Below are 11,999 nucleotides of genomic sequence, written 5' to 3' on the forward strand. Positions count from 1 at the left end.
GCGGGAACCAAAAAGAAAAACCGGGGCGCTCGGCCTCCGGGATTTCATGGTAGCACGCCCCTGGGGATTACGGGGGCAGGGTGCCAATGTTGCGCGGCGCGGCGCTCAGCGTTTGGGTCCAGGTGCTGGGGTCCGCAGAGGTGCGCGCCGGGATATTGACCTCCTTGCCCGAAGTCAGGCGGCTGAGGCTGAGGTTCAGGGTCACACGCACGTTGCCGGGGGTCTGGGGGGTGTCGGCCTGGATGGTGAACAGGCGCGGCAGGTTGGTCACAGCGGGCTGCACGTAGTCCAGCAGCAGCTTGCCGCTGCCGCCGGAAACATTCAGGCTGCCCAGGCTGGACAGGGCAGGCGGCGCGTTGGAGGGCAGGTTCCTGGTGTATTCCACCAGCAGCCAGCGGCTCGCATTGGCCGCGTCTGCCCCGGGGTTGTTTTCGCCGGTGGCATTGGACACCCACCCGCTGCGCAGGACGGGGTAGTAAGCGATGAATTTGTAGCAGGCGTCTTGGTTGCTGATCGTGTTCGTGGTGGGGTTAAAACAGGGAGTACCTGTCATCACCCGGGGCGAGCGAATGAACGCCAGAATCGGCGCGGTGGCGTCGCCCACCACCCAGTTGCCGCCGCCTGGGCGCGCGGTGGTGTATCCACCCCCCAGATTCAGCGTGGTGCCGTTCGGGTACACATACGCTGCCTCGCGCACGTTGGTGGCGATGTAGTTCATGGCGATCTGCCCTTCTTGCAGCAGATCGTTGCGCGCCTGCAGGTTCGTGGCGCTGCCCGAACTGGAAATGAGCAGATTCGAGGCGGCAAACAGCACGATCAGGGCCAGGGCCACGGCCACCAGCAGTTCAATCAGGGTAAAACCGGTGCTGTTCATGGGCGGGCCACATCCACACTGAGGCTGGAGCGTCCATCGCCCTGCAGCACCGCCAGCTGTAACCGGCGCATGGGGGCGGGGTCCGGCGCGTTGCCGCTGCAACTGGCGTTCAGCGTCACCGTGCCTGTGGCGTTTCCGTTCAGGTCCAGATTGGTGACGGTCAAGGTGGCGCCTGCCGGAATGGTGGCGGTGGTGCAGCGCTGGTCGTACATGGCGACCGACAGCCAGTCGCCCCGGATGGTTTCCAGCAGGCCCTGGGCAGTCTGGGTGGCGCCCACCTGCTGGGTGCTGCGTCGGGTCAGGCCGAAAAAGCCAGTCAGGGGGGTCAACACGACCATCACAATCACGCTGACCAGCAGCACGCCCACCAGCACCTCAACAATCGTGATTCCAGCTTGCGTTTCAGTTCGTCGCATCGATCATGACCTTCCCGGTGATCCCCACCACTTTGACATTGGTTTCGCGCCCGCCGGGGTGACGCAGGGTCCAGACCACGCCGGTGCCATCCGTGGTGCCGTTGGGCGCCTCGTATTTCACCTGGTTGCCGCCTGTGACAGCCGCCACCACCACGCCGCCCGGCAGGGTGCGGGTCTGGGGGGTATCAGTGCCGCGCGTGACGGTGTAGGCGGGCGTGTTCAAGGTCACATCCAGCTGAATATCCTGCCCGCTTTTCAGGGTGTCGCCGCGCGCCTGGCGCAGGTCGCCCGTCAGCTGCGAGGCGGCTTCGCGCAGCTGGGTGGCGCGGTAGCTGCCCAGCAGGTTGAAGCCCAACACCCCGGCCAGAATGCCCAGAATGGCCATCACGACCAGCAGTTCCAGCAGCGTAAAGCCCTCGCGCTTCATTCGTACCCCTGCTGGGTTTCAGTGGCGCTGACGCTCGCACCGCGTAGCCGCAGTGGCAGGATAGTGGGCTGCACGGCCGCAGGGCTGTCCATCAGTCCAATCTGCCAGTTGCGGGCAGTGGGGAAAAAGGGCGGTTCATAGCCCTGCAGGGTGCGGGGGTCGAACACGAAGTTGCGCCCGTACCCACTGGTCGGCGTGTCCCCGCTGAAGGTGCCAAACGCGCCGTAGTAGTTCTCGATAATTCCGCCGATGAGGTTCATGTCGCCCTTGGCCTCGCCCTGGTTGTACTTGTCCACCTGCACCGCGCCAGTGCCAGCCATCAGCACCGCGTGAATGGCCGGCTCATTGCCCATCTGGTCTTTCATGAGGTTCACGTTGCCCTGCGCCGAATAGATACCCAGGATGTTCCTGGTGCTCAGGTTGTTACACGTGGCGGGCGTGACCGTGCCGTTGTTGACCGTGTGCTTGCCGGTGCAGGGCGGATCGGCGTAGCGCAGGCTGCTGGTGATGTTGATGTCCCCGGAGGCCGCCAGGGTTAGCCCTGCAAAGGACGCCACTGCGGCGCCAGAGGGGCTATTGGGCCCGGCACTGAGGTTCTGGACGCTGCCGGCCACGTACAGCACGCCGTTAAAGGTAGAAGATGCGCCCGGCAGGAACGAGCCGTCGGGTTGGCGCGCGGCGCCCTGCCACTGGCCGGTGGGGTCCAGCATGAGGAGGCCGCCGGTCTCGGTAAGTGCCAGCTGCACGGTGCCGCTGGACGTGGTGTAGGTGATGCGCTGCACCGTCTGGCCGTTGACCGTGTCCTGATACAGCTGCATCTGGCTGACGTTACCGGGAATGTTGATGCCGCCCTGAAGGGCTTCCTGCTGCTGGTCACTGCCGTTTTCGGGCAGCTGGATATAGGGGCTATTCCAGTTCACCCCCTGCGTGAACTGCGGGGTGGCGCAGCTGGTCCCCGCGCAGTGTGAGGGCGCCTGTGGACTGGGGTTCATGCTGCCCACGGGCACGAAGGTGCTGTTGAAGGTGGCGCCGGGATTGGCCGCCGCGCCGCAGGTGGGCCCGTTTGCCCCGCTGATGATCTGCCCGGCCGGGCAGCCCGCGCTGGTGACGGCGCCGCCAAACCAAGGCTTGCCCACGAAGTTGAAGTGCTGGTTGGTGTGCACCGGGCCGCTGAACAGCGTGCGGCTGGTGAAGTAGATCCCGCTGCCGCTGCTTTCAGCCTGGGCGCTGAGGTAATGGTGGTTCGTAAACAGCGCGTTGGGGGCCAGCGAGGGCCGCCGGATCAGCAGGTTCAGTTCGTTTTGCCCGGGGCGCACTGTCAGGCGCCGGGTGGCGCCGCCGGCTTCACCTGTGATTTTGGCCGTGGGCACCTCAAAGAAGACCCGGTAGGCTACCGGGCTGTCCTTGACCACGCGTGTGGGTTGCAGGCCGTAGTTCACGCGGTAGCTGGCGCCGTTCTGGGTGCCGCTGAGCAGCACGCCCGCCGTGCCAGAAAACAGGTCCGACCAGAAGCGGCTGCGCTCTGTTTCGGTGGTGCCGGGCATGCCGGCGGCGGCGAACTGGGCCGCGCCCGTGCCCCGCAGCAGCACACTCACGCGGGGGTTGAGGGGTGTGGTTTCATTCAGGCCCTCGGCCCGCGTGCTCAGGTTACAGACCTCGGCGCCGTTGGGCAGGGCAGCGGGCAGGCTGCTCAGGCCACACAACGCGGCAATGTCCGCTTCAATCTGCGGAATGGTGATGTTGGTGGGATACTGGGCGCTGCCAATCAGAATCTGGGCCGTGCGCAGCCGCGCCTGAACCCGCGCCACGCCAGATTCGGCGGCGTATTGGGCGCGCAGGGTGGCTTCCTGGTCACTGCTGGAACGGCGGGTGGACAGCGTAACCTGCGCGGTCACGCTCATGATGACGGCCAGCATCAGCATCACCATCAGCAGGGTCACGATCAGGGTCGCGCCCTGGGTGCGGTGGTTCGGCGGCATAGCCCCCAGTATGAAAGGCCGGTGCGAAAAATCTCACCCCCCGTTCTGGGGCGTGTGGAAAATCCTAAACTTGGTTGGCAAGTTGTCAGATTTCTGTTAGAGGGGCGGTCAGTTGGTCTGTGCCTGGTCAGCAAGGGACGAAGCAGGGCCCATACGGCTTCCGGATCATCCGTGACAACCCCGCCGCGTCGCTCCGGTGCGTTTGCTCCTCTCCGTCACCGCTCTTCCTTCTCTGTCGCGCCGCTCCGCGAGCCCCTCGCGTTGGGTTGATCAGTTATGGGACAACTGATTAACCGGAATCCTTATCAGTCGGCTACCGCCCGCGAATCCGTTCCAGCAGCGCGGTGCAGCGTTCCTCGCGCTGGCGCCCGGCGGCCTTAGCCCAGGCACTGGCCGAACCCACCGCGAAAAAGCGTTCACGGGCCCGGGTGAGCGCCGTGTACACCAGATTGCGGCTCAGCATGGGCATGTGCACCTCGTGCAGCACGCCCAGCACGGTGCCCCATTCGCTGCCCTGGGCGCGGTGCACCGTCAGGGCGTAGCCCAGTTGCAGGTTGAACAGTTCGGCGCCTGCCAGTTCCACCACGTTGCCGTCAAAGTCCACGGTCAGGCGCCCGCCGCCATCTTTCAGCACCGTGCCCACGGTGCCGTTAAAGACCTCGTTGGTGTAGTCGTTTTTCGTCTGCACCACCACGTCTCCGGCGCGGGCCTGCCCGTCGGCAATGCGCACGCCGCCCTCGCCGGGGTTAAAGAGGCTCTGCAGGTGGTGGTTGAGCATTTCCACGCCCAGCGGCCCCTTGCGCATGGGGGTCAGCACCTGCACCTGCCCCGGTCCGCCCAGATCGCGCACCAGCAGCGCCACGCGCCGCGCGCCGGTGTCTGGCTCGGTTTCGCTGAGGTTCAGGCGGGGGTCACCCCACACCGGGGGCTGTCCAGTGAGCAGGCCGTGGGCCGCGCGGATAATCGGGTTCTGCGCCGCCTGACGGTACACCTGGGTCAGGCGCACGGTGGGGGCCACCTGGGTCAGCGCGTGCAGGGGCAGGCCCGCGTCCACCGGGGGCAGCTGGTCGGTGTCGCCCACCAGCAGCACCCGGGCTCCGGGCGGCACCGCCGAGAGCAGCGAGAGCATCAGCCCGTCGCCGCACATGCTCACCTCGTCCACGATCAGCAGGTCGTAGGGCGCCGGCTCCAGGTGGTTGTGCCGGAAGCCCGCCGGGCCGTACCCCAGCAGGCGGTGAATGGTGCTGGCGGTGCGGCCCGTAACCTCGCCTAGCCGCCGCGCGGCCTTGCCGGTGGGGGCGCACAGGCCCACCTCCAGGCCCAGCTTCTCGGCCAGATCGGCCACCGCGCGGGTGGTGGTGCTCTTGCCGGTGCCGGGGCCGCCCGTCAGCACCACCAGACGGTGGTCTTCGAGCAGATTCAGCACGCTGGCCTGTTCCTCGGATAGGCCTTTGGCCGCGCCCCGGGGCACCGTCCAGTCCTGCCCAGCCGGCGGGGTGGCCAGCAGGGTGCGGATCAGGCCGGCCAGCTTTTTCTCGGCGCGCAGCACCGGGGGCAGGTAAATGCGGCTGGGGTCATGCAGGGCGTCTTCGGTGTCCAGCAGGGGCGGGGCGTCGTCGGTCAGGCGGCCCAGTTCCACCGCTGTGTCCACTGCCAAGCGGGCCTGCGCGGGGGTCACGCGGGTGTAGTGCGCCACGCCCTTCTCGGCCCGGCCCCGGGGCAGGTACGAGTGCCCGCCCTGCTGCGCGGCCTGCTGCAGCGCGTAGACGGCGGCGGCCGTCAGGCGCCGGGGGTCGTCCAGCGCGCCGCCCCGGGCCTGCCACAGCTTGTCGGCGGTGACAAAGCCAATGCCTTCCACTTCTGTCAGCGCGAACAGATCGGCTTCCAGGCGTTCCAGGGCGGTCTCGCCAAAGTGTTTGACCGCCCGCTGCGCCTGCGAGATGCTCAGGCCCAGGCCCTGCAAGCCGGCCAGCAGGCGCCGCTCCAGGCCCTGCTGCGACCAGCTCTGCACCATCTTGTGCAGGGTGCTTTGTGTCACGCCGGGCACCTGAAGCAGGCGCTCGGGTTCGGTTTCCAGCACGTCGAAGGTGCCGGGCCCAAAAGTCTTGGCAATGCGCCCGGCCAGCACCTTGCCCACGCCGCCCACGCGCGCTTCCAGGTAGGCCGCCACCCCGGCTTCGGTGAGGTCGGCGGGCTGGGCTTCCAGGACCATGTTCAGCACCCGGTACTGGTAGCCGTATTCGCGGTGCTCTTCCATCAGCACCTCGGCGCTGAAGGTGTCGCCCGCTTCCAGGGGTGGCATCACGCCAATCACGGTGGCGTCGGGGTCCTCACCCTCTGTGTTGCGAATACGGGCCGACATGACCGTAAAGCCGGATTCGGCGCGAAACCGCACCTTGTTGACGCCGCCAGACACGCGGAAAGCTTCAGTGGGAGGGGCGGCCGACATGAGACTCACAGCATAGCGTGGCCCATGCCATTTCGTCGTGAGCGGAATGGCACACTGGGGACGTGCTCCCCGACGCTTTCACCGCGCGCACCCCAGAACAGGCCCGGCTGCTGCTGGCCGAAGACGCCCTGGACGTCCTGGGCCCCCTCGTGCCCCAGGCCCTCAGCGCCAGTGAGGTCGCGCGGCGCTGCGGGCGCCCGCTGAAAACCACACACCACCACCTCACGCGGCTGCTGGGGGCCGGGTTGGTGACGGTGGCGGGCGAGCGGCCCCGGGATGGGCGCCCCATCAAGCTGTACCGCGCGGTGGCCCGCACCTTCCGGGTCCCCTTTGCCCTCACGCCGCACGCCACGGTCGAAGAACTGCTCGCCCGCGTGGGCACCGTTTTTGTTCAGGAGGTCACCCACGAATTGGCGCGGCTGTTTGCGGGGGACAGCGGCACCGAACTGATAATGGCCACCGACGCGCTGGGCCAGCTGGGTATGAGCGTGGCGCCGCAGACCCTGAGCGGGGCACCCCCCCACGGCGCCGTGGGCAACATGGGGCGCCGGACCCTGACCCCGCAGAGCCAGCGCGAACTGGAAACGCGCCTGCGCGACCTGCTGGCCTGGGTGGACGGGCAGGCGACCGCCGACCAGGCGGCCCCGGGTGCTCAGCCCTGTCTACTGGGGTTGCTGTTCACGCCGGTGCAGGGGGGCCATGAGCCATGAGCCATTTTCCCTCACGGCTTGGCGGGGAGGGGGGCAGTGACAGGGCTGGGCAGAGCCGCACTCCGGTCATGGCGCAGCAGGCCGGCCCACACTGGGGCGGCCAGCAGGGACAGCGCGCCTGCCACGGCGAACACGGTGGCGATGGGCACTCGGTCCGCCACCGGGGCCAGGGCCAGCAGGACCAGGGGCATCCCGGCCATGCTCACCATCGTCAGCAGGCTGCCCACGCGGCCGTAAAAGGCCGGGTCCACGCGCTGCTGGAAAATCACCCCAATCGAGACATTGGTGGCGGCATTGAACAGGCCCAGCAGGGCGGCCAGCGCGTACATCTGCCCGGCACTCTGCGACAGGCTCAGGGCCAGCACCGCCGCGCCCATGCCGGCTAAACCCCACACGCTCAGGCGTGCGGGCGACAGCCGCTGTCCCAGCGCCGCCAGGGTGAAGCTGCCCAGGGCCAGCCCCCCCAGCATCAGGCCGAAGAACAGACCGAAGCCCTGCGCGCCGGCCCCCAGGGCGCTCATGCGGGCGGGCAGCAGCATCTCCAGCGGCGCGAACGAGGCGTTCAGCAGGAACGCCAGCGCGGGCAAGCCCAGAATCAGGGGGCTTTGCCGGGCATAGGCCAGCCCCGCGCCGAAGTCGGACCAGAACGACGGCCGCGCCGCCTGGGCCGCGCGGGCTGGCAGCTGCACCAGCAGAAGCAGCCCTGCAAACAGCAGGAACGAGGCGCCGTCCAGCAGCAGGGCGGGCGCGCTGCCCAGGGTGCCCACCAGCATCCCGCCGCCCACCAGCCCCACCAGTTGCATGGTCTGCGCGGCGCCCTGCATCAGCCCGGCGGCGCGCTGCACCTGATCCGGCGGCACCAGCCGGGGCGTAATGCCCATGCTGGCCGGCCCGTAAAACGCGCCGATCAACCCGGTCAGCAGGGACGCGGCGTAGATGACGCCCAGGGGCACCTCGCCCCGCAGGGCCAGCAGGCCCACGCCCAGTTGCAGCAGCCCGCGCAGCACGTTGCCCAGCACCAGGGGCAGGCGCAGCGGCAGGCGGTCCACCAGCGTGCCGAACAGCGGGGCAAGCAACCCCGGCAGCAGGGCCAGGGCAAGGTTTACACCCATCAGACCCGCGCTGCCGGTCTGGTGCAGCACCAGAAAGCTGGTGGCGATCCCGGCCAGGGCGGTGCCCAGGGCACTCTGGGCGCTGCCCAGCCACCACAGCACAAACGAGCGGTTCCACAGGCGGTCCGGGGCCGGGGTTGGGGCAGGCGGCAGCGTCATGGCCCCAGCGTGCGCCCCGGGCTACTCCAGGTGCGAGGCCCGGCGTGAAGTAGGGGGACAGGGCCCCGGGGCTGGCCGGCAAGGGGGCCGCTGTTGCGCGGCACCCCCCTCCTGCGGCGCTTCGACTTCTCCTTTCAGTGCAGCGGCACGTGGCCGGGGAAGCCAATCACCCAGTCCAGCAGGTCGCCCACCATGGCGCTGGCGGTGACCATGCCGCCCGCGCCGCCGCCGGCAAACAGCAGGGTGCCGCATTCCTCACCCTCGTACACCATGGCGTTGCGGCCCGCACCGCCGTTACACAGCGCGTGGCTGTCGGGCAGGGACTGCGGCGACACCCGGCCCCGCCAGCTGTCGCCCTCGCGCGCCAGTTCGGCCACCAGCTTGATGCGTTCGCCCCGGGCACGCGCCGCCTGCACGTCGTCCAGGGTCACGCCTTCAATGCCCTGCACCTCCACGTCCTCGTAGCGGAAGTTACCGTCGGCACAGAAGCGGGCCAGCACGGTCAGCTTGTGGGCGGTGTCGAAGCCCCCCACGTCCAGCGTGGGCGGGTCCTCGGCGTAGCCCAGGGCCTGCGCTTCGGACAGGGCCTGCTCGTAGGATTTGCCGCCCTCCATCTGGTTCAGGATGTAGAGGCAGGTGCCGTTCAGGACCGCCTGCAGGCGGGTAAAGGTGCTGGCGCGCAGCACCGTGCTCATGGGGCCAATCACCGGGGTTCCGGCCATGACCGAAGCCTCGTAGTACAGCTTGCCGTTCAGGGCGTACTCGCGCAGGTCGTCCCAGCGTTCGGCCAGCAGCGCCTTGTTGGCGGTGATCACCGGCCGCCCGGAGCGCAGGTAGGGATGCAGCAGGGCCAGGGGCCGCTCAACGCCGCCCATCGCCTCAATCACCACGCCGCACTCCTGCAAGAAGGCGGGGTCCGCCGTCAATGGGGTGCCGGGGGGGCAGTCGCGGGGCTTGCCCGGGTCACGCACCAGCACCCCGGCCACCTCAATCCGCACGCCCAGGTCGGCAAAGATGGCGGCGCGGCGCTCGATCAGGGTCAGCACATTCTGGCCCACGGTGCCGCAGCCCAGCAGCCCCACAGTCACGGTTCTCATGCGCCCGACTGTAGCGCCGCCCGGCACAAAGGCCGGGGACCGGGTTAGACGCATGGCGAGAAAAGTACGTGCCGTGTGGTGGACTTCTCTCGATCAGAAAGACTTACGGAGCGGCAAAGCAAGGCGGAGCCGTGACGCATGTCCGAGCATTGAACCAGGAAGTCGCTGCAGAACAGAGGCAGCCCGTTCGATACGCGTTACCGTGAATAGGGGTTGACTCAGAGAGCAAAAAATGCGAAAGGGACGGTGCTTATGGGGCGTCCCGATCTCGCTTTATTGCCGCTGAGTGTTGCCGTTACCCTGCTGAGCCGCTGTATTCAGCCGCACATTCCGCCCAAGCTCATCCATTCCCACGAGAAGATCTCGGACGCGGACCTGTTGGCGGTGGCGCTTCTCCAGAAGCTGCACAAGGTGTCGTATTTCAGCTGCTGGTGGCGCTTTCTCAAACTCAACCATTTCCCGCACTCTCCGTCTGATCCCCAGGCCCACATCCGGCTCGTCCGGCTGACCCCGGTGATCGAACAGCTTGCTACAGAAGTCCAGCACTGGACCTCGTCGTCGTGGATTCGCAGCCCCTGCCCGTCTCGACATTTAAGCGCGCTCCACGGTGCAAATTTCCTGGCGCCCGATATGGGTTCAGCACCGCTGGACCGGTTTACGGTTTCAAGCTGCCTGCCTGGTGCACCCTGAATGGCAAGATCGCCAAGTACGAGATTCGCCCCGCAAATCAGCACGATTTCAGCGTGCTCTGCGAGATGAACTAAGATTGGCCCTCTTATGGAGGCCCAAAGCAGATTGGGGATTAAGGGCTATCAGTCAGGGACGTGTCTGACGCCACCCAAGGTCAATGCCAGACGAGATGATTTGCGATGGAGAGCTGAGTACGGCGCTGCCGGGACGTGCGTGGGATCCGCGTTCTCCGTGCTGGTCGGGGAGGGACTGTGCTGAGGTCAGGTCAAAACGTATCTCAACCTGCGGCTCAAGGTTGCGCTGACTATCGTGGCGCATCACCTAAAATTCCTTGATTTCAACAGCTGATGGCCTTTCAACCAACCCCAACGCCCAAGGAGTCGCTCAGGATGGTCACACCGTCTAAGTTCTTCACGCGAAAATCTCCTTCCTAAGAACATCGAAGGGTGACACAATCCTGTGTATAGCCCTGGGTGCACGACGATGCTGACCACGAGTTGCCTGCATGACAGTGGCCTCAGGAGACTTCCATGCGCTGGACCTTATTCGCCGTTCTGACCACTGCTGTTCTCAGCGCCTGCTCCAGTTCGTCTTCAACACCAACCCCCAGTCACTCGGCTTCTCTCCGGCCTCTGTGGCAACTCAAACTGCCAGCCAGCGCCCATCCTGCCCTGAGCGAAGGTGCGTACATCAGCCAGGAACTCAATGACCGCATGACCAAGGTTCTCGGTACTGTGGCCGTGGACACCGCGACCCAACAGGTCCTGTGGCGCCGCCCCTACCCCAGTGAGACGGGCACCACCAACGCAGCGGACATCACAGGCAACTACAGCGCCACTCACGCTGGCCTGCTGATCTCCTACCACTACACCGACGGTCTGATCGTGCGCGAGCCACGGACCAATATCGTGCGAAAAACGATCCCGCTCCCAGATGAGGTCGTTCGTGAAGATGGAACGCCTTCAAACATCCACGAGCTGGTGACGCTGGGTGATCTGATGATTCTCCGCATGACCCGCTACCTCATCGCGTATGACATGGATGACCTGATCAATCCAGCCCAGGTTCAGGTCACACCCGTGTGGCAGCAGACTCATGAGCATGAGGGTCCCCTGCGGAGGTCGCTCGATAACGTGGCGCTGGACACCACGACAGGCACGCTGGCGTACGGGCTGGTGGAAGTCAATCAGGCCGCCCGCACCAGCCGGACGACGGTACGGGTGCTGGAGGCCCGCACGGGGACACTGCGTTGGGAACGACGGTTACAAGACAGTTCCACGTATGCGTACCCTGTGGGCTCAGTCATTGGAACCGGCAGCGGCATGGTGGTGGCGAACTTGGATGGCACCAACCGCTTCCAGGGCTTCCGGCAGGAGACGGGGGAGCCGGTCTGGACCAGCCCGCCGTTCACTTGTCCGGGTGGTGCGACGACTCTCTACGCGTTTTTAGACGTGCACGACTCACACGTACTTGCCGTGCCCCGTGGTGATCATTGCTTCAGTTCCTGGAATGTGCAGACCGGCGCTCAGGAGTGGGTGTTCGATGCACCGGTGGGGCACCATGCGAGCTTTGTTCAGCATCCACTGGTGCTCAACGGCGTGGTGTATGCCAGCAACAACACCTTCTGGGCCATTGATGCGGCGTCCGGAACAGTGCTGGGACACAGTGGAGACCTGGGTGATACGCAGTTCGTGAAAGGCACGCCGAAGTACGACGCCCGGAATAACCAGATTCTCGTGTGGGGGCAGACGCTGAACGCGTTCCGTCCAGTCCGCTAATCCAATCTTTCAACTCCTATTCGCGGTGGGTTGTTTCAGCGCTGGATCGGTAAGGGTACGTTTCAGCTGGCGCGTTTCACTGGAGATGGGTCTCTCCCTTCTTTTGGGGGACTCGCAGAGCGGCGCCGCCGAGGCTGGACTTGGAAAGCGGCGGAGCAATGGGAGTAGCGGGCCTGTCGTCCCACACGGCGGATTTGCAGGGGTCGTGTCGGCGGCTCTCCAAACTGTCCGCCCCCTTGCTCCGCCAGACCCGGCCTGCCCCATCACGCCCGCCAACCCTCCCAAACGTAAGGAATTCACGCGGGTGC

9 protein-coding genes and 1 pseudogene are annotated in these 11,999 nt (G+C 66.4%); 3 read left to right on the forward strand and 7 right to left on the reverse strand.

Features of this window, described 5'->3' with window-relative positions:
• Positions 1 to 67: 67 nt before the first annotated feature.
• The 5 genes from KMW22_RS00675 to recD2 all read right to left on the reverse strand — a co-directional run bounded on the left by KMW22_RS00675 (position 68) and on the right by recD2 (position 6,145).
• Positions 68 to 874, reverse strand: coding sequence for a PilW family protein (locus tag KMW22_RS00675; RefSeq protein WP_221088090.1), 807 nt, complete (start codon positions 872 to 874; stop codon positions 68 to 70).
• Entirely contained in the window at positions 871 to 1,290 is a 420-nt protein-coding gene (locus KMW22_RS00680) for a hypothetical protein (RefSeq protein WP_221088091.1), read from the reverse strand. The genes KMW22_RS00675 and KMW22_RS00680 overlap by 4 nt, the downstream gene beginning before the upstream one ends.
• Positions 1,277 to 1,717 (reverse strand): type II secretion system protein, encoded by a 441-nt coding sequence (locus KMW22_RS00685; RefSeq protein ID WP_221088092.1) that lies wholly within the window; start codon positions 1,715 to 1,717, stop codon positions 1,277 to 1,279. The genes KMW22_RS00680 and KMW22_RS00685 overlap by 14 nt, the downstream gene beginning before the upstream one ends.
• Positions 1,714 to 3,696: a DUF4900 domain-containing protein gene (locus tag KMW22_RS00690; protein ID WP_221088093.1), complete on the reverse strand. Its 1,983-nt coding sequence runs from the start codon at positions 3,694 to 3,696 to the stop codon at positions 1,714 to 1,716. The genes KMW22_RS00685 and KMW22_RS00690 overlap by 4 nt, the downstream gene beginning before the upstream one ends.
• A 313-nt stretch (positions 3,697 to 4,009) precedes the next feature.
• Positions 4,010 to 6,145, reverse strand: coding sequence for an SF1B family DNA helicase RecD2 (recD2, locus tag KMW22_RS00695; RefSeq protein WP_221088094.1), 2,136 nt, complete (start codon positions 6,143 to 6,145; stop codon positions 4,010 to 4,012).
• A gap of 62 nt (positions 6,146 to 6,207) precedes the next feature.
• Here recD2 and KMW22_RS00700 point away from each other — a divergent pair, with 62 nt between their 5' ends.
• A complete protein-coding gene (locus KMW22_RS00700) occupies positions 6,208 to 6,855 on the forward strand; it encodes an ArsR/SmtB family transcription factor (protein WP_221088095.1) in 648 nt (215 codons plus the stop codon).
• A gap of 11 nt (positions 6,856 to 6,866) precedes the next feature.
• Here the strand turns inward: KMW22_RS00700 and KMW22_RS00705 are convergent, their stop codons facing one another.
• A complete protein-coding gene (locus KMW22_RS00705; protein ID WP_221088096.1) occupies positions 6,867 to 8,126 on the reverse strand; it encodes an MFS transporter in 1,260 nt (419 codons plus the stop codon).
• A 134-nt stretch (positions 8,127 to 8,260) separates the two neighbouring features.
• A complete protein-coding gene (locus tag KMW22_RS00710; RefSeq protein ID WP_221088097.1) occupies positions 8,261 to 9,223 on the reverse strand; it encodes a homoserine dehydrogenase in 963 nt (320 codons plus the stop codon).
• Positions 9,224 to 9,475: 252 nt separating this feature from the next.
• Here KMW22_RS00710 and KMW22_RS00715 point away from each other — a divergent pair.
• Together KMW22_RS00715 and KMW22_RS00720 are read left to right on the forward strand one after the other, a co-directional pair.
• Positions 9,476 to 10,261, forward strand: a pseudogene (locus KMW22_RS00715) (transposase).
• A 182-nt stretch (positions 10,262 to 10,443) separates the two neighbouring features.
• On the forward strand, positions 10,444 to 11,691 hold the full coding sequence (locus KMW22_RS00720; RefSeq protein ID WP_221088098.1) for an outer membrane protein assembly factor BamB family protein: 1,248 nt from the start codon (positions 10,444 to 10,446) through the stop codon (positions 11,689 to 11,691).
• Positions 11,692 to 11,999: the final 308 nt, after the last annotated feature.

The sequence above is a fragment of the Deinococcus aquaedulcis genome, from assembly GCF_019693445.1.
In the GTDB taxonomy this organism is placed as follows: Bacteria; Deinococcota; Deinococci; order Deinococcales; family Deinococcaceae; genus Deinococcus; species Deinococcus aquaedulcis.

Excerpts from the sequence above, each read along its gene's own strand:
- KMW22_RS00675 (WP_221088090.1), bottom strand. The coding sequence starts at position 874 with ATGAACAGCACCGGTTTTACCCTGATTGAACTGCTGGTGGCCGTGGCC.
- KMW22_RS00680 (WP_221088091.1), bottom strand. The coding sequence starts at position 1,290 with ATGCGACGAACTGAAACGCAAGCTGGAATCACGATTGTTGAGGTGCTG.
- KMW22_RS00685 (WP_221088092.1), bottom strand. The coding sequence starts at position 1,717 with ATGAAGCGCGAGGGCTTTACGCTGCTGGAACTGCTGGTCGTGATGGCC.
- KMW22_RS00690 (WP_221088093.1), bottom strand. The coding sequence starts at position 3,696 with ATGCCGCCGAACCACCGCACCCAGGGCGCGACCCTGATCGTGACCCTG.
- recD2 (WP_221088094.1), bottom strand. The coding sequence starts at position 6,145 with ATGTCGGCCGCCCCTCCCACTGAAGCTTTCCGCGTGTCTGGCGGCGTC.
- KMW22_RS00705 (WP_221088096.1), bottom strand. The coding sequence starts at position 8,126 with ATGACGCTGCCGCCTGCCCCAACCCCGGCCCCGGACCGCCTGTGGAAC.
- KMW22_RS00710 (WP_221088097.1), bottom strand. The coding sequence starts at position 9,223 with ATGAGAACCGTGACTGTGGGGCTGCTGGGCTGCGGCACCGTGGGCCAG.
- KMW22_RS00720 (WP_221088098.1), top strand. The coding sequence starts at position 10,444 with ATGCGCTGGACCTTATTCGCCGTTCTGACCACTGCTGTTCTCAGCGCC.